A 16,738-nucleotide genomic window follows, 5' to 3' on the forward strand; every position below is an offset into this window, starting at 1 on the left:
GCGCGATGAGCTCAGGGATGAACCGGTGCGGGTCCGCATCGCCCTCGATCACACCCGTCAGCGTGCGTCCGAGCAGCAGATGTCCTTGATCGACGGTGATCTCGTTCTCGAGCTTGTGCAGACCGAGCGTGGCACACGCGCCGGGCGACCGCAGCGATTCGAGAGCCTGGCGCACAACGACTCCCGATCCAACCGCATCGATCGTGTAGTCGAGTCCGCCCGTCAGTTGCAGGATCTCCCACACGAGATCGCTGACCGCCGTGGGGTCGAACGTATGCGTGGCCCCGAGCTTCCGTGCGACCGCCAGACGTTCGGCATTCGGGTCGACGGCGATGATCGGATCACATCCTGCAGCCTTCGCAGCCATGACCGCTGCCAACCCAACCGTCCCGATCCCCCATACGCCGATGCTCTGCCCTTCACTGGGCCGATGCACGTTGAGCACCGCGCCCGCACCGGTGAGCAAACCACACCCGAGTGGTCCAAGGATTTCGATGGGCAGTCGGTCGTCGACCTTTACCGCATTCCGTGTACTTGCGACAGCGTGAGTCGCGAAAGAGGATTGTCCGAACCAACTTCCATGGACTTCCCGTTCGCCACTGTGCAGTGTCGGCGTCCCGTCGAGACGGGTACCGAAGTAGTTGAGCGCGGCAAACAGCTCGCAGTACGCCGGGTGTCCTGATCGACAACTGGCGCACTCGCGGCAGTGGTCGAAGGTGAGCACCACGTGGTCGCCGACCCCCAATTCGGTCACTCCGCGTCCGACGGCCTCGACCACTCCCGCACCTTCATGTCCCACAACGAAAGGGGTTGGCAGCGGGACAGTTCCGTTGATCGCGGTGAGGTCGGTGTGGCAGATGCCAACGCCCGCAATGGAGACGAGAACCTCGTCGGATTCCAGATCGGTCGGGTAGACCTCTTCGATGGACGGTTCTTCACCGACTTCCGCAAAGACTGCGGCACGCATCCGACCGGAGCTCGGTGTCGTCGACATCTCAGTCCTCTCTCGGTACGACGAGGTCGTACACCTTGTTCTCGATCCGACGGGCGAGATCGACGTGAACGAACTTCTCCTCGGTGTACTCGTCGAGGGCATGTGGTCCGAGCTCGCGTCCGTTGCCGCTCTGCTTGTAGCCGCCGAACGGATACAACGCATTCACCATGTGCCAGTCGTTGATCCACACCGTGCCCGATTCGATCTGTGCCGCGACGTCGAGAGCCGCGTCGATATCCTCGCTCCAGGCCCCGGCAGACAGTCCGTACTCGCTCGCTGTCGTTGGCGATCGCGACCGCTTCGGCCACGCTTCGATACTTGATGACGACGAGAACGGGACCGAAGATCTCCTCCTGCGCGATCGTCATCCAATTGTCGACGTCGGTGAAAATAGTTGGGCCGAACCAGTTTCCGGAATCAAACACTCCGCCGCTCAGGCGCGCGCCACCGAAAGCCAGTGTTGCGCCTTCCTTCGTACCCAATTCGACGTAGTGCTCGATGCGTTGACGTTGTTCGGCCGAGATGATCGGTCCCATATCGGTATCGAAGTCGTCTGGATCACCTACACGAATGGCGGCCGCGCGTTCGACGAGCCGTGCGACGAATTCGTCGTGCAACGATTCCGGCAGCAGCAGGCGTGTACCTGATTCACATGCCTGTCCCTGGTAGAGACAGAAGGCGAAGAGAGCCGCGTCAACCGCCTGCGAGAGATCGGCGTCAGGCAGGATGATGTTTGCACCCTTGCCGCCGAGTTCGAGGGTCACCTTCTTGATGTTCACGGCCGAGAGCTCGGTGATGGTGCGGCCCACCGCAGTTGAGCCTGTGAAGGCAACCTTGCGGACGTCAGGATGAGCGGCCAATCGCGCTCCGACCACCTCGCCCGGCCCGGTCACGACGTTGAAGACGCCCGCGGGGATGCCCGCGTCGTCGGCCGCGCGAGCCATCTCGAGGAGAGTCAATGGCGTCTTCTCATCCGGCTTCAGAACGATCGTGTTGCCTGCCGCCAGTGCGGGGCCGAACTTCCACACCGCCAGCAGCATCGGGAAGTTCCACGGAACGATGCCCGCGACAACCCCGAACGGCTCCCGACGAACGATCCCTGCTGCGGCGGTCGGATAGCCGAGCATCGGCCCGCTGCGGGTGAATTCGTAACTCGCCGCGAGATCGGCAAAGTACTGCAGATGCGAAATCGCGTAGCCGACATGGAATGCCATTGCCTGTCGTCGAGTCACCCCGTTCTCGGCAATATGCAGATCGACGAGATCGTCCATGCGCTCGTTGAGGATCTCGACCCACCGCGACATCACCTTCGCACGTTCCTCCGGAGGCGTGTTCCGCCATTCGCCGTCACGGTGTGCCCGCAATGCCGAAGCAACTGCGCGGTCAGCGTCGTCGGCGTTGCCGAATGCGACGGTCGCCACCAACTCATCCGACGCCGGGTTGATCACTTCGGTGCTGACGGCCGAGTCGACCCAGTCGCCGTCGATGTACATCTCATAGTGCAACGATGTGGTCACGAATGCTCCTCTCTCGCGCGAGAACCGTCAGGCGTTCTCGGCGTCCTTGACCGACACCAGATCTCGATAGATCGGAAACACCGGCTTAGCGGCTGGGATGAGCTTGAGAATCTTCGACACCGGCCCCTTCGCCTTCACCTGCCCCTTGGCGAGTCCCACTGCGACGTTGTACTCACCGCGCCAGAACTTGTTGCCGTTGTCCGCGGACATCGACATCCGCACATCCGGGGTCAACTCGCTGTCGCCTTCAATGACCGAGATAGCCGGTTCCTTCAAGACAACGGTGATCGACGCATCGGGCGCCGAATAGTCCAGTCGGAGAACAATATTGGCCGCCCGCAGTGTTGACCCGACGCCGTCGACACCATCGGCCTGCTTGAACACGCCACCGAGATACTCGTACACCTCGGATGCGTCAGCGAAGTAGCTCATCGTAGATCCCTCTCTCACCGGCGATCGGCCGCCCGATGTGTGACGACTATCTCACTGACCGTACGTACAGTCAATAGTCACACTACGGCTCGATCCAGCCGCTTTCCGGTATGAGAAAACCGCTCTCAGCTGGGCGTAGCGCCTCCGTCGAGGACCTCGTACACCGCCGCACGGACCCGGCCGGCGGGATCGATCAAGGCATCGATGCCTTCGCTGGACAGCATCAGGCCTCGAAGAATCAGCAGGACATACGTGGTGGCGACGTCGTCGTTGGACTGCGAACCGGCGGGGTTGAACCACGTCCACATCCATTGCGTACCACCAAAGATCTGCAGCGCCAGGATCGACGAGTTGCCGTCGTGGAAGACCCCCGTGCTCATCCCCTCATCGAGGATTGCCTTGACGAGATCACGGTATTCGTGGCGTAGGTCGCGGGATCGTCGCATCGACGGGGCGTCGTTGAAGCGCACGATCTCACGCTGGAACGCGACCGTTTCCGTTCGCCCGTAGGTCTGGTACATGGTGAACGCCCAGACCAGACCAGCCAGACGCTCCTCGACGGCGTCGAGGCGCCCGACAATGTCTTGCGCCTCGACGAGCCGCTTCTCCATGTAGCGCTCGTGGGCGTCGGCAAACAGCCGTTCCTTGGTGCCGAAGTGGTGGACGATGGTGCCCTTGCTGATGCCCAATTCGTCGGCGATGGATCCGAAATTGGTGCCGTCGTATCCCGACTCCGCCACGTGGCGAGTGAATGCGTCTCGAATTTCGTCGCGACTGCTCGGACGCGCATTCGCTGTCGAGCGCCGTTTACTCGTCGAAACCGATTCCGTCACCACCTCAGTTTGCCCTCCCCCGCGCTCACGCGGGCAGCCGCGTCAAGGTCGCGCCCGCGTCAGCGTCGAATTCCGCCCGAACAATCGGGGCTCGCTGGGTCTCAGACCTGTTCACCATCCGACGACGCAGCCAGATGTGTGTCGTATCGAAGGATGTGTGTGCTGCAGCGCCCACATCCTTACGTAAGACACACATTTACCGCACTCCTCGTCTTTACCGCACCACTCGGCACCAGACGAGCCGATGGTCGCGGCCGTCGGTAACGAAATGCCACGCATTCTGCGAACTCGGCTAACACACCCCGCCCCGATCCCGACAGATCAGTATGGGACACCTCAGAAAGCTCGGCGCGGCGGCTGCGGCGACCGCGATCATCGGCTCAGGGATCACCGCGGGCACCGCCTCGGCGTCGATCTTTCACAACGGTCCCGGCGGCGGATTCCAAACCTCCACCACCCCCTGTACGGGCATCAGTCCCAACGTGATCGACCTGCCCTACTCCGGGAGAATCTCTGTCTCCCAATCAAATCCGCTCCGAAGCGGCTACGCCGACATCCGGATCGACGCCAACATGTCGGTCTGGGGCTATACCAACCTGATCGACGTCCGCTGGCGAAACCTCGGCACCGGCAAGACCGGGCAGTTGCGCGGCCAACTCGGTGTACGCCTCTCCGACGGTGGCACGATGAAGACCTTCGAGGGCGTGAACACCGGCCCGGGCCGCGTCCGCATCGAGTTCCGGCCGACCAACCGGGGCGCACTGCTGACCACACCGGCCACCTCGCAGTGCTCAGACGTGTTCACCATCCGATAACTCGGCCAACCGGCGGCTAAATGTGTGTCGAATCGAAAGAGTTGGGTGCTGCAGCACCCACATCCTTACGTAAGACACAAATCTAGCGAGCCCCATCAACCGGCAACGCCTCCATCAAGCCATTCCCGCGCCCGCCGCGCGGCCTTGTCCACGGCCCGCCCGGTGCCGGTTCGACGACCGACCACCACGACGACGCCGACCAACAGCCCGCGCTCGAACACCGGAACACCCGCGGCGCGGATCTCGGGATCGGCGAGCCCGTCGCTGATCGCATGGCCGCGACGTCGAATCCCGGCGACCTCACGACGGAAACCAACGGCGTCGGCCGGTCCGGCGTGCACCGCCAACAACCGGTCGCGCTCACCGTCGTCGGCGAAAGCCAGGAACGTACGCCCGGCCGCCGTACGAAGAAGTGGTCGCGGACGGTACTCCCCGACCACCGCTTCTGCATACTCCGACACCTCGCCGACACTCCCGAGATACACGACGTCGGAGCCGACGAGCACCGCAAGCGCTACCGGCAGACCTGTGTACTCCGCCAGCGCCGCAAGCCCATCGGAGTCGATCGGCGGCGCATCGGCATGGGCCGCGATCAGCCGCAACGTCATCAGCCGCGGACCCAGACGGTACCCGCGGTCGGATCGAACCAGGTATCCACACGACACCAGGTCATCAAGCAGATCCGACGCCGACGACACCGGTGCGTCCACAGAGCGCGCAATCTCGCTCAGCGACAACGGTTTCGACGCGCGAGCGACCTCTTCCAGTACCCGGTCGGCTCGCACGACGGCGCGTTGTCCACCCACGCCGACATCTTACGTATATTCGGAAAATCACCGGCGGTGCGAGCGCGACGCGAAGATTGGAGACATGCCAACCACCACGCCGCGCGTCTCCGACATCGTCGACGGTCTGACCGCCCTCACCGGAACCGCCGTCGGTCCGACGCGCATCACCGGAACCGACCCGATCACGCCTTCACCCCACCGAATCGGCGACGCATCGGCAGCGGCGATCGCGGCGTTCGGCGCCCAGATCGCAGCGCTGGGTGACAGCTCGCGAGTGTCCGTGAGTGTCTCCGACGCCGTCGACCAACTGCGTGCCGCATACCTGACGACGATCAACGGTCAATCAACCGGATCGGTCGCAGAAGACCCAACAGCACTGCGCAACAACGACTTCTATCGCACTGCCGACGGCTGGACGTTCTTGATCACCACCTTTCCGCACCAACGCGACGCCGTGTGCTCCGTCCTGAACTGCCCGCCGACAAAGGAGCGCATTGCACAGGCCGCTCTCGCATGGAAGTCCGTTGCCCTCGAAGAAGCCGTGGTTGCGGCGGGCGGCGTTGCGGCCGCAGCACGAACCGCCGAACAGTGGGCCGCGTCGCCGGTAGGCATCGACGTCGCGCGACGACCGGTCATCGACCTGGAACGCATCGACGACGCCGACTACGAATTCCTCACCGCACCAAGAGAATGGCCGCCGCTGAATGGCGTTCGAGTTGTGGACATGACTCATGTGATCGCCGGGCCGGTGAGCACCGAACTGCTGGCCGCTTTCGGAGCCGACGTCGTGCACGTCACCCGACCCGACCTCGTCGACCCGCACCCCATGCCAGCGCTCACCGGTGGCGGAAAACGCAACGCCTACTGCGATGTTCGCGACCCAGACCAGTTGGCCGAACTCACCGATCTGATCGCCGACGGCGACGTCTTCGTGAACGCCTACCGCGGCCTACAGCGCCACGACCTCGATGCCGAGCACCTCGCACGACGGCGACCGGGCATCATCGTCGTCGAATATCACTGCTGGGGCTCGGACGGACCGTGGGGAGATCGCGGCGGATTCGATCAACTCGCCCGCTCAGCAACCGGTTTCAGCCTGGAAGAGGGACGCGGCGGGCCGCCGACACTACCCCCGACACACCTCCTCAACGACTATCTGGCCGCTTACCTCGGCGCGACGGGAATCGTTGCCACGCTTCGTCGTCGACAATCTGAGGGCGGTTCATGGAGGGTGCGCGTGCGACTCGCGCGCGTGTGCACCTGGGTGCAATCTCTCGGTCCGTCGGGCGCCGACTCCGACATCGACTGGGGCACAAGGTCAATCGAGCTGACTACAGTCGACGGCCCGTTCGGCCGTATCGACGAACCGGTCATCCCCATCATGTTCGACGGCAAGCCCACGCCGCGACCGCTACCCGCGCGCCCCCTCGGCACGTCGCCACTGGCGTGGTGACCACACGGCATTAGCCACCGAGTCGGGACAGGTACCCCAGCAGCGTCGACATCTCGGCGTCGTCCAAGGCGCCGAACACCTCACGCTGAACCGCCGCAATCACTCGTTCCAGGTCAGCCAGCGTGCGTTCGCCCAAAGCAGTCAGCGACACCAGCTTTCGTTGCCGGTGAGCTGGATCGGCCGTTCGCTCGACCATCCCCCGAGCCTCCAGGTCGCGGACCGTCACCGCTACGTCGCGACGGTCGAGTTCTGCCGCACGGCCGAGTTCCGTCTGACTCACCGGGCCGAGGTCGGCCACGACCGCCAGCACGCGAAACTCATAGCCCGTGACGCCCGCGATGCGCAGTCGCTCGTGCAGCACCTGATGCGAACGCGCAGCGGCGCGCGAGAGCTGCCACGTCGGCAAGTCGGTTAACCGATGCGGCGTCGAAGAATCACTCACTGTTGGTACCACCAATGGTCTGCTACTGTTGGTCACACCAACGGTACACGCGGGAGGTCACCATGACACGCTCACTGCCCCAGATCATCGGCTCCACCGAGAGCGCGCTCGGCGCACTCCTCGATCACGCGCTCGCGCCCTTCCCGGCCCTCGGCCGAGACGAGTGGATCTACCTGAACATGAGCCTCGCCGGTGCGCCTCTTGCTGCGATCGCGGCAACCCTGCAGCGGTCCGTCGAATCTGTCGAGCGCATACGAATCACACTCCGCGACAACGGAATCCTCGACGCCGCGGGCGTACTCACCAGCTCCGGCAATGACCAACTCACAGCCGCACGCGAATCCGTCACCACAGCAACGGCCCAACTCACCGCCGACATCGACGCATCCGACATCGACGCCACCGCCAGGACTCTCGAGCTCATCCAACAGCGGGCCCGCGCGCAGGCCACCGCCGGTTGACACTGCTTACATATGCCCTTACCGTCGGACCAACACACCACCGACGGAAAGCCGCACACGATGGTCACTCGCATCCTCAACGTCGTCACCAACGTGAGCCACTACGACGATCCGTCGCACGCCACCGGTCTGTGGTTGTCCGAGTTGACTCACGCGTGGGAGATCTTCGATGACGCCGGCTATGAGCAGACTCTGATCAGCCCAGCCGGTGGACACTCCCCGCTCGAACCACGGTCGCTGAAGTTTCCGAATTACGACAAGACCGCGAAGGCCTGGCGCGCCGACCCCGACCGCATGGCGCTCCTCGACACCACGGCGGCCCCCGGCGACATCGACTCCGCCGACTTCGACGCCATCTTCTTCACCGGGGGCCACGCGGTGATGTACGACTTCCCCGACAGCGTTGGGCTGCAACGCATCACGCGCGAGATCTTCGAACGCGGCGGAGTCGTCGCATCGGTCTGCCACGGCTACTGCGGACTACTCAACACCACCCTGTCCGACGGCTCGCTACTCGTGGCCGGCCGTGACGTCACCGGATTCGCCTGGCAGGAAGAGGTTCTCGCACGAGTCAACAAGCTGGTGCCGTACAACGCCGAAGAGGAGATGCGCAGTCGCGGCGCCAACTACCACAAGGCGAAACTGCCGTTCGTCTCCTACACCGTCGTCGACGGCCGCCTGGTCACCGGTCAGAATCCCGGATCAGCGAAAGAGACTGCGCAGAAGGTGGTTTCGGTCCTCTGAACACGCCACAGCGACCGGGAGTCCTCCAGAGATAACCGCGCTCCCGTTTTCAGTCGATTTCAGAGCTGCCCGGCGGCAAAAGCCCAGGTCGGCTCGCCGGGACCGTTCAGAAATGACTGAAAACGGGAGAGCCGAGACAGCCAACTGACCCCAGACAGCGAAACACCCCCTCATCTGCGTAGATGCGGTGTTTCTGGCGGCGGCGAGATGGGGTGTTGCCTATCGTCGTCATCGCCTTGGCAATCCGGTGGCTAACCTGAGCTTCTGGATAGTCCTTCGGCTTTCAGTCGCTCGCCAACCCCTCTGACTGTTGGCGCCGGCTGGCGTCCTCGCGTCCTAGTGAGCTTCCTCGGCGTTGCGGGAGTTGGTCAGAGTGAGGGCTCCGATGCCCGCGATCACGCCGACGACGATCCCCAGCACGACATACGTGATGCTCTCCCCGTGGAAGAACGTGTCGGTGAAGGCCGCGGTCCACTTCCCCTCCGGTAGGTGCGCCGCCACGAGCGTCGCGAGCATCGTGCCGACGATCGCCGTGCCGACGCTGCTGCCGACCTCCTGTGCCGTGTCGTTGAGCGCGGTGCCGATCGACGTCTGGTTCTCGGGCATCGCGTCGACGAGCGCGATCGCACAGATCGTCATGACCGTCCGCAGTCCGAAGGTCATCACGACCATGAAGATCGCGATCGCGAGGTATCCGTGCGTGACACCCCAGCCGAGACCCGCAGTGCCCACCGCGAGCGCCATCGCGCCGATGAAGCAGGTCATCCGGTGACCGAAGCGGGTGATCAGTGCCTCCGACAGCGGTGTTGCGAGGAGCATCGTCGCGATCATCGGCAGGTTGGCCAGTCCGGCCTTCATCGGGCTCCAGCCGTAGGCGTACTGGAAGTGCAGGATGAGTCCGAACATCACGCTTGCCATCGCGATTGCGCTGCCGACCTGGGCGATCGTCGCACCGCGCACCGTGCCGTTGCGGAACAGCGAGAGGTTCAACATCGGGGCGGCGCTTCGCCGTTCATGCCAGACGAATGCCGCGCCTGCGACCACCGCGCCGATGATCGACGCCAGCGTCATCGCCGACGCCCAGCCGTGGTCGACGCCGCTCGTCAGCGACCAGCAGGCGAGACCGATCGTCGCGATACTCAGCAGCGCACCGGGGATGTCAAGCTTGTAGTCGGTGAGGTCTTCACGACGATCCGACGCGACGCCGAACCAGATGCCGATACCGGCGATGAGCGCGATCGGCGCATTGACGACGAGCAGCCACTCCCACCGCACATGAGCAAGCGCGGAACCGCCAAGGATCGGGCCGAGCACGAATCCGGCCATGCCGACGACGATCATCACGGTCATCGCGCGCATCCGCAGTTTCTGGTCGTCGAAGAGGCGGAAGACCAGCGAGTTGGTGATCGGGGCCATCATCGCGGCGGCGACGCCGAGAGCGGCTCGCAAGGCGATCAGTTCGGTGGTCGAGTTCACGAACACGACCAGCAGGCTGAGCAGCCCGAATGCGGCCAGCCCGATCATCAGGACGCGTCGTCGACCGAATCTGTCCGCGATCGATCCCGCGGTGAGCAGCAGCCCACCGAAGGTGAGCGAGTAAGCACCGGTGATCCACTGCAGCGCAGTGGTGCTACTGCCGAGATCGCGACCGATGGTCGGCAGGGCAATCGAGAGCAGCGTGTTGTCGACCATCTCGACGAAGAAGGCCAGACAGAGCGCAGCGAGCGGTATAGCTGCTGCGGCGAGCGACGTATAGGTGCGCGACGAGTTCTGCGCCGCGACATCAGTGGTGGTTGCCATGACAGCACCTCCTATCAGTAGTCAGGATTTGTTGACACTGACGTTAAGGAGCCGCGCTTACACGGCCCTGCCGTCGCCTGTCGTGTGCCTGACGGCCGATCACGTGGACAGCGAACAGGACTCGGCCGCCGAGGACCGGTCAGGAATGCTCGGTTACTCGGGCAGCGTCGACTTCACCGGACCCGTCACCTGGAACATCGCCTATTCGGCCGACGCGACGCTCGATCTCGCGCCGGAGACGACTGCCAGCGTGTTCGCCGCGCTCGGCCATCCTGCGCGCGTCGAGATCGTGCGCATCCTCGCACGCGGCAATGCCTCGGTCGCACATCTGCAGGAGTCAGGCGACTTCGGAACATCGGGTCAGCTCTACAACCGTCTGAAGATCCTGACCGCGGCGTCGATCGTCACCAAAGTCGGTCGCAACGACCACGGGATCGCCCCGACGCATCTGGTCCCGGTGCTGATCTGTCTGCTCGCCGCGGGCGACATCGGAGGATTGCTCTGACCTACGCTGGATTTCGACGACCCATGACGATCCGAGGAGCACAATGACGCGCACCCTGCCCGATCAGTTCACCGTCCTGATGGCCCGCGAGTCCGACGGCGAAATCACCTTGGCGAGCGAGCAACTCGACGCCACCGCGCTTCCCGATGGCGAGGTGACGATCGCCGTCGACTACTCCGGCGTCAACTACAAGGATGCACTCGCCGTCACACCGCGCGGCGGCGTCGTGCGCGACTACCCCATCGTGCCGGGCATCGACCTCGCCGGCGAGGTGATCGCATCGTCGACACTCGACTTCGCCCCCGGCGATCGCGTTGTGGCACATGGCGGTCCGATCGGAACCGCGCAACACGGCGGTTATGCCGCCTATGCACGGGTGCCCGCCGCGCAGGTCGTACGACTCGACACACTCTCGACGCGCGAAGCCGCCGCCATCGGCACGGCGGGCTTCACCGCGGCACTCAGTGTTGTCGCACTTCTCGACCGCGGACTGACCCCCGACGACGGCCCCGTGGTGGTCACCGGAGCCAGTGGCGGTGTCGGCTCGGTGAGTGTCGATCTACTCAGCGCACTCGGGTTCTCGGTCACCGCGTCGAGCGGAAAGTCCGACGCCGCAGCACTATTGACCGATCTTGGCGCCACATCGGTAGTCGGCCGTCTCGTCGATGACGACACCAAGATTCGTCCGCTCGGTAAATCACAGTGGGCGGGCGCAGTCGATTGTGTCGGCGGCAAGACGCTCGCCTACGTGTTGTCGACCATGAACCACAGTGGCTCGGTCGCCGCGAGCGGTCTCACCGGAGGCGCCGACCTCCCCACGACCGTCATGCCCTTCATCCTGCGCGGCGTGGCGCTCCTCGGAATCGATTCGGTGTTGATCGGACCCGAGCTTCGCCGATCGGTCTGGGCGCGCCTCGAAACCGACTTGCGCCCAGCGCATCTCGATCGACTCATCACCGAGATCGAGGTCGACGATCTCGACGGCGCGCTCGCCGAGATACGGGCGGGCCAGACAACTGGACGAACCGTGGTGCGTATCAGCGCTCAGAGCTGAGCCGCAGCGGCGCCCTGGTCTTCGTCTTCGCCGCCGCAGCACGCGAAATCTGCCATTCACCTTCCGGTGAGAGTCTCGACCATGCTCAGACCACGATCGACCCATGACTGACCCGACGCTGCACCGCAGGCTCGGCATGTCCGACGCCGTGATCATCGGCCTCGGCTCGATGCTCGGCGCCGGGATCTTCGTTGCGCTGACACCCGCGGCGGCCGCAGCCGGATCGGCGCTGTTGATCGGGCTCGTCATCGCCGCTGTTGTGGCCTACTGCAACGCGACGTCGTCGGCGCGACTTGCGGCCATCTACCCGGTCTCCGGTGGGACATACGTTTACGGCCGCGAGCGGCTCGGTGACTTCTGGGGATACCTCGCGGGGTGGGCCTTCGTTGTCGGCAAGACGGCGTCGTGCGCCGCAATGGCGCTGACCGTCGGACTCTATGCCTGGCCTGCACATGCACACGTGGTGGCGGTCGCCGCTGTTGTCGCGCTCACCGCGGTGAACTACGTCGGAGTGCAGAAGTCGGCGTGGCTGACACGCGCGATCGTCGCCGTGGTGCTGATGGTGCTCACCGTGGTGGTCGTGACGACGCTCGCGTCCGACGTGGGCAGCGTCGACTCACTCGAGGTCGGCTCGGACGCACGAGTCACCGGCATACTGCAGTCCGCGGGCATCCTGTTCTTCGCCTTCGCGGGCTACGCGCGTATCGCGACCCTCGGCGAGGAGGTGCGGGAGCCTGCCCGCATCATTCCTCGCGCGATCCTCGTCGCGCTGGGGATCGCCTTGGTCGTCTACGCGACTGTCGCGGCCACCGCACTCTGGGCGCTCGGGGCATCGGGACTCGCTGCCGCGACCGCGCCGCTGGCCGCGATGACGCAGGCCGCAGGCGCTGGCTGGCTGACTCCTGTCGTTCGGGTCGGCGCCGCTGTCGCAGCGCTCGGTTCCCTGCTCGCACTGATTCTCGGCGTCTCCAGAACGACATTGGCGATGTCGCGCGACGGACATCTGCCACGGACGTTGGCGAAGGTTCACCCGCGCTTCGGCGTGCCGCATCACGCCGAACTCGCCGTCGGTGCAGTTGTCGCCATAGTTGCCGCGACCGCAGATGTCCGTGGCGCGATCGGATTCTCGTCGTTCGGAGTTCTGCTGTACTACGCGATCGCGAACGCGTCGGCCATGACGCTTTCGCGCCTCGAGCGGCGCCCACCTCTGATCGTCTGCGTCGTCGGCCTCGTCGGCTGCGTGGTACTCGCGTGCACACTTCCACGCGCCTCGGTGATCTCCGGCGTCGTGGTGATCGTCATCGGTATCGCTATCTACGCGTGTCGGATCGTTCTCGCGCGTCGGTGACCGCCGCGCTGAAACCCACATTCGCTGTCAGAGCGACGTCGCGACGCTCGTAGTCGTCGGAGTCGACCGTCCAGTCGAGCCGTCGGGCCATGTGGTGAATCGCAGTCGCCGCCTCCAGGTACGAGAAGTTCATGCCGATGCACTGGTGCGCACCACCACCGAAAGGTGCCCATGCCAACCGATGCCGTCGCTCCGCGTTCTCCGGCATGAATCGCTCAGGATCGAAATGGTCTGGCCGCGGCCATATTTCGGGTATCCGGTGATTGCTCGCGCTGACCGCGATGACAAATGTGCCCTTCGGGATGAAGTGGCCACCGATCGACGTGTCCGCAATCGCCGCACGGGGGATCACCGGAACCGGTGGCCGCAGCCGCAGCGACTCCTTGAACACCGCCTGATAGACGTCGGACTGCTTCAGCGTCGCTGCTGACGGCGCTTCACCCAGACGCTGCGCCTCGTCGACGACCCGTGCACGCCACCGCGCGTCACGCCCCAACCGATAGGCCATCGACGTCATCGCAATGGTCGCGGTGTCGTGAGCAGCGAACAGCATGAATCGCATGTGGTCGACGACCTGCTGGTCGGAGAGCTGCGAGCCGTCGTCGTCGCGTGCGTGGCACAGCGCCGACATCAGGTCCGGTCCGTCCGCGCCGCGTCGCGCCGGCAGAAGGTCGCTGAAGAACTCGTCGACGACGCCGCGCGCACGATGCCCACGCGCCCACATGGTGCCCGGGACCCGAACCCGAACCAGCGCACTGCCCGCCTCGATGAGATCGACGAACGCCGCATTCATCCGATCGGCATCGTCACGCGAAAGCCTCTCTCCGACAAACAGTTCCAACGCGACGTCGAGTGCCATCGCTTTGAGTTCGGTACGCATGTCGACGTCGGGTCCGCGTGTGAACCGCGTCGCGGCCTCGGCGGCAAGCGAATTGAGCTGCTCCTGGTAGCCGGCGAGACGGTCGGCGGTGAACGCCGCCTGCATGATTCGACGATGCTTGCGATGTTCCTCCGTATCCATCAGCAGGATTCCGCGTTCGAAGAGAGTGCCCAGCGCGAATCCGTAGACCGGCTCGTTGCGGAACGCGCGGTCGGCGTCGCGAACCAACTCGCCGAGCGCCTCGGGACCCTGCACGATGACGATGTTGCGCCCGAGCACCGTGATGAAGGCGATGTCGCCGTAGTCGGCACGCAGATTCTCAGCGAACTGCGCCGGGTCGGCTCGCAGCCGCAGTGCGGACTGCAGCGGAAGCGATCGTGGTCCACGTACCGGGAGTAGGGTCGAATTGTTACGGGGTCGGGTCAATGTGCGGTGACGCATCGGGGTCCTTTCTGATGGCGACGCCGGAAGCCGCGGTGCCTGAGCATCGTGGAGAAGGGCGATGACCGACGTGCGTGTGTTGGTGGTGGACGACGACGTGCGGGCGGCCGAGACCATTCGTCGAGTGTTGGTCAGCGATGGGTGGAACGTGGCGGTCCTGCACGACGGCGCGCAGGCGCTACAGCGTGCCGTTGACGAGGAGTTCGACGCAGTGGTGCTCGACATCATGCTCCCCGGCCTCAACGGCTATGAGGTCGTCCGAGAGTTGCGTAGACAGTCGCAGTGGGTGCCGATCGTGATGTTGTCGGCGAAAGACGGCGAGTACGACCAGGCCGAGGCGCTCGACTTCGGAGCCGACGACTACCTCGTCAAGCCGTTCTCCGTCGTCGTACTGAAGGCCCATCTACGGGCCGTCGCCAGACGCGGTCAGCGCGAGCGACCGGCGATACTCACGGCGGGATCGCTGTGTCTCGATCCCGCCCAACATGTCGTCACGCGCCACGGGACGCCGATTACCCTCACTCCCCGCGAGTACGCAGTGCTTGAACTGCTGTTGCGTAATCAGGGTCGGGTGATGTCGAAACAAGCCATTCTCCAATCGGTGTGGGACGAGAATTACGACGGTGACCCGAACATCGTCGAGGTCTATATCGCCTACCTACGCAAGCGCATCGACGCCCCGTTCGGGATCGCGTCCATCGAGACGATCCGCGGCGCCGGGTACCGTCTGATCGCACTCTGAACGGCTCCCTGCTTCTTCGGAACCATCTGACGAGTGCCCTAGTGGCAGAACGAGTTCGACGGTGGCGCCGCCGTGTCTGCCGTCGACGGCTGAGACCGAACCACCATGGGCCCGCGCGATCTCGTACGCGATTGCCAAGCCGAGACCGGCTCCCGACGAGTCACGCTGACGGTCGACGTCGAGTCGCGAGAACCTGTCGAAGATCATCGATCGGCGGTCGACGGGGATGCCGGGCCCGTCATCGCTGACCGCGATGACCGCATTCGATTCATCGGAGTGCAGCGAAACCCACACCGCCGAATCGCTGTGCCTGGCGGCGTTGTCGACGAGGTTGCGCACGGCGCGTCGAATCATCTCTGCGTCGCCTGAGACTCGAACGGGCACAATGCGTGCGGTCACCTTCGCCGCACCCATGGCACGCAGCCGTGCGACCTCCCCGACGACCACGTCGTCGAGGTCCACGTCGCCGGCGGTGACTGTCAGACCCCGTTCGTCAGCGCGTGCCAGAAGGAGCAGATCTTCTGCCATGGCCTGCATCCGACGCGCCTCGGGCAGGAGGATGGTGCGGACGGTTTCCACATCGATCGGCGACGACGTGTCGTCGGCAAGGTCGAGCAAACCCACCAGTGTCGTCAGTGGACTTCGCAATTCATGCGACGCGTCGCCGATGAAACGCAGTTGCGACTCCCGCCCGCGTTGGAGTCGCCCGAGCATGCTGTTGACGGTGACCGCGAGCGTGCGGATCTCGTCGTCCGCGGTCGGCACGGGGACTCGCTGCTCGAGCTCGGTGGAGGTGATCTCGTTGGTCTGCTTGATGATACGCGAGACAGGCCGAAGCGACCGACCGACGAGCAGGTAGACCGCACCTGCTCCGAGTGCCACGATGATCGGCAGTTCGATCGCCATGAGCGTCGCGGTCGTCCACTCACTGCTCCTGATGCCGGTTGCCTTGTCGAGCGCGAGGATCGTGTACTCGCGGCCGTCGTGATAGGCAGTGCTCACCGACGCGCAGAACTCGTCGCCGTACCCGGGAACACTGACGTTGTCGGCGTAGCGTGCCGTCGATTCGTCGGGAGTGGAGTGGCTCGCCAACCGAATCGGCGAGCGAGGAGCTCCGGGCGACGCAGCCACCACCACTCCCCTGTCGTCGACGACCTGTGTGATGTCGATACCCGCGCCGGGAGTGAGATCGTCGGGATCCACTGCCGACACGCCACCACGGTTGACCGCGGTAGCGATCTGATACGCCTGCCGACCCGTCGCGCGGTACATCTGCGCCGTGTTCTCTCGATGCAGCATCAACAACATGACTCCCCCGCTGAGAGCCAGTGCGGCGACGAGTATGACCGCTGAAACGATCGTCAGCTGCGCGCGGACACCGAAACCACTGATTCGCTTGCGAAGACGTCTGGTTACGGTCACGAACTCATCCAATGCGCGTTCGACCACCGATCGGGTCGCTGGTAGGTCGTGGACGTCAGTGTATTGC

General features: G+C 64.5%; 16 protein-coding genes and 1 pseudogene. 8 read left to right on the plus strand and 9 right to left on the minus strand.

The genetic code is table 11. The annotated features are described in order from the left end of the window. The 4 genes and pseudogenes from GOSPT_RS00130 to GOSPT_RS00145 form a co-directional block, all read right to left on the minus strand. Positions 1-994 (minus strand): NAD(P)-dependent alcohol dehydrogenase (locus GOSPT_RS00130; protein ID WP_039854102.1); only part of this gene is annotated, 994 nt, incomplete at its 3' end. Position 995: 1 nt separating this feature from the next. After that, positions 996-2,511, minus strand: a pseudogene (locus tag GOSPT_RS00135) (aldehyde dehydrogenase family protein). A 27-nt stretch (positions 2,512-2,538) separates the two neighbouring features. Next, the gene (locus tag GOSPT_RS00140) at positions 2,539-2,943 is read right to left on the minus strand and encodes an SCP2 sterol-binding domain-containing protein (RefSeq protein WP_005201757.1); all 405 of its coding nucleotides are present in this window, start codon (positions 2,941-2,943) and stop codon (positions 2,539-2,541) included. Between the two features lie 125 nt (positions 2,944-3,068). After that, positions 3,069-3,683: a TetR/AcrR family transcriptional regulator gene (locus GOSPT_RS00145; RefSeq protein WP_235434417.1), complete on the minus strand. Its 615-nt coding sequence runs from the start codon at positions 3,681-3,683 to the stop codon at positions 3,069-3,071. Between the two features lie 419 nt (positions 3,684-4,102). Here GOSPT_RS00145 and GOSPT_RS00150 point away from each other — a divergent pair, with 419 nt between their 5' ends. After that, a complete protein-coding gene (locus tag GOSPT_RS00150; protein WP_005201761.1) occupies positions 4,103-4,591 on the plus strand; it encodes a hypothetical protein in 489 nt (162 codons plus the stop codon). Positions 4,592-4,686: 95 nt separating this feature from the next. Here the strand turns inward: GOSPT_RS00150 and GOSPT_RS00155 are convergent, their stop codons facing one another. Beyond that, on the minus strand, positions 4,687-5,397 hold the full coding sequence (locus tag GOSPT_RS00155) for an IclR family transcriptional regulator (RefSeq protein WP_005201763.1): 711 nt from the start codon (positions 5,395-5,397) through the stop codon (positions 4,687-4,689). Between the two features lie 64 nt (positions 5,398-5,461). On the opposite strand from GOSPT_RS00155, the gene GOSPT_RS00160 reads away from it, so the two are divergent. After that, positions 5,462-6,832 (plus strand): CoA transferase, encoded by a 1,371-nt coding sequence (locus tag GOSPT_RS00160; RefSeq protein WP_005201765.1) that lies wholly within the window; start codon positions 5,462-5,464, stop codon positions 6,830-6,832. Positions 6,833-6,842: 10 nt separating this feature from the next. Here GOSPT_RS00160 and GOSPT_RS00165 read toward each other — a convergent pair whose 3' ends face one another. Continuing rightward, entirely contained in the window at positions 6,843-7,274 is a 432-nt protein-coding gene (locus GOSPT_RS00165; RefSeq protein WP_005201767.1) for a MarR family winged helix-turn-helix transcriptional regulator, read from the minus strand. A gap of 62 nt (positions 7,275-7,336) precedes the next feature. On the opposite strand from GOSPT_RS00165, the gene GOSPT_RS00170 reads away from it, so the two are divergent. Next, a complete protein-coding gene (locus tag GOSPT_RS00170; protein WP_005201769.1) occupies positions 7,337-7,735 on the plus strand; it encodes a hypothetical protein in 399 nt (132 codons plus the stop codon). A 60-nt stretch (positions 7,736-7,795) separates the two neighbouring features. Continuing rightward, positions 7,796-8,479, plus strand: coding sequence for a type 1 glutamine amidotransferase domain-containing protein (locus GOSPT_RS00175; RefSeq protein ID WP_005201770.1), 684 nt, complete (start codon positions 7,796-7,798; stop codon positions 8,477-8,479). 336 nt (positions 8,480-8,815) lie between these two features. Here GOSPT_RS00175 and GOSPT_RS00180 read toward each other — a convergent pair whose 3' ends face one another. Continuing rightward, the gene (locus GOSPT_RS00180) at positions 8,816-10,279 is read right to left on the minus strand and encodes an MFS transporter (protein WP_005201771.1); all 1,464 of its coding nucleotides are present in this window, start codon (positions 10,277-10,279) and stop codon (positions 8,816-8,818) included. Positions 10,280-10,382: 103 nt separating this feature from the next. Between GOSPT_RS00180 and GOSPT_RS00185 the strand changes: the two genes are divergently transcribed. The 3 genes from GOSPT_RS00185 (at position 10,383) to GOSPT_RS00195 (ending at position 13,186) form a co-directional block, all read left to right on the plus strand. Continuing rightward, positions 10,383-10,784: an ArsR/SmtB family transcription factor gene (locus tag GOSPT_RS00185; RefSeq protein ID WP_245548665.1), complete on the plus strand. Its 402-nt coding sequence runs from the start codon at positions 10,383-10,385 to the stop codon at positions 10,782-10,784. A gap of 43 nt (positions 10,785-10,827) precedes the next feature. Next, positions 10,828-11,838: an acrylyl-CoA reductase family protein gene (locus GOSPT_RS00190; protein ID WP_005201775.1), complete on the plus strand. Its 1,011-nt coding sequence runs from the start codon at positions 10,828-10,830 to the stop codon at positions 11,836-11,838. Positions 11,839-11,941: 103 nt separating this feature from the next. After that, positions 11,942-13,186 carry an APC family permease gene (locus tag GOSPT_RS00195; protein WP_005201777.1) on the plus strand — a complete coding sequence of 415 codons (1,245 nt, stop codon included), beginning with the start codon at positions 11,942-11,944 and terminating at the stop codon, positions 13,184-13,186. Here GOSPT_RS00195 and GOSPT_RS00200 read toward each other — a convergent pair. Next, a complete protein-coding gene (locus tag GOSPT_RS00200; protein ID WP_005201779.1) occupies positions 13,149-14,507 on the minus strand; it encodes a cytochrome P450 in 1,359 nt (452 codons plus the stop codon). The two genes, GOSPT_RS00195 and GOSPT_RS00200, sit on opposite strands and share 38 nt — an antisense overlap. A gap of 61 nt (positions 14,508-14,568) precedes the next feature. Between GOSPT_RS00200 and GOSPT_RS00205 the strand changes: the two genes are divergently transcribed. After that, entirely contained in the window at positions 14,569-15,249 is a 681-nt protein-coding gene (locus GOSPT_RS00205; RefSeq protein WP_005201781.1) for a response regulator transcription factor, read from the plus strand. Here GOSPT_RS00205 and GOSPT_RS00210 read toward each other — a convergent pair. Continuing rightward, positions 15,166-16,671 carry a sensor histidine kinase gene (locus GOSPT_RS00210; protein ID WP_141630761.1) on the minus strand — a complete coding sequence of 502 codons (1,506 nt, stop codon included), beginning with the start codon at positions 16,669-16,671 and terminating at the stop codon, positions 15,166-15,168. The genes GOSPT_RS00205 and GOSPT_RS00210 overlap by 84 nt on opposite strands. Positions 16,672-16,738 lie beyond the last annotated feature (67 nt).

It is taken from the genome of Gordonia sputi NBRC 100414 (genome assembly GCF_000248055.1).
GTDB lineage: Bacteria > Actinomycetota > Actinomycetes > Mycobacteriales > Mycobacteriaceae > Gordonia > Gordonia sputi.

Bases quoted from the DNA above. Each gene is read 5' to 3' on its own strand.
- GOSPT_RS00180 (WP_005201771.1), bottom strand. From the start codon at position 10,279: ATGGCAACCACCACTGATGTCGCGGCGCAGAACTCGTCGCGCACCTAT.
- GOSPT_RS00190 (WP_005201775.1), top strand. From the start codon at position 10,828: ATGACGCGCACCCTGCCCGATCAGTTCACCGTCCTGATGGCCCGCGAG.
- GOSPT_RS00200 (WP_005201779.1), bottom strand. From the start codon at position 14,507: ATGCGTCACCGCACATTGACCCGACCCCGTAACAATTCGACCCTACTC.
- GOSPT_RS00175 (WP_005201770.1), top strand. From the start codon at position 7,796: ATGGTCACTCGCATCCTCAACGTCGTCACCAACGTGAGCCACTACGAC.
- GOSPT_RS00150 (WP_005201761.1), top strand. From the start codon at position 4,103: ATGGGACACCTCAGAAAGCTCGGCGCGGCGGCTGCGGCGACCGCGATC.
- GOSPT_RS00205 (WP_005201781.1), top strand. From the start codon at position 14,569: ATGACCGACGTGCGTGTGTTGGTGGTGGACGACGACGTGCGGGCGGCC.
- GOSPT_RS00195 (WP_005201777.1), top strand. From the start codon at position 11,942: ATGACTGACCCGACGCTGCACCGCAGGCTCGGCATGTCCGACGCCGTG.
- GOSPT_RS00170 (WP_005201769.1), top strand. From the start codon at position 7,337: ATGACACGCTCACTGCCCCAGATCATCGGCTCCACCGAGAGCGCGCTC.
- GOSPT_RS00160 (WP_005201765.1), top strand. From the start codon at position 5,462: ATGCCAACCACCACGCCGCGCGTCTCCGACATCGTCGACGGTCTGACC.
- GOSPT_RS00140 (WP_005201757.1), bottom strand. From the start codon at position 2,943: ATGAGCTACTTCGCTGACGCATCCGAGGTGTACGAGTATCTCGGTGGC.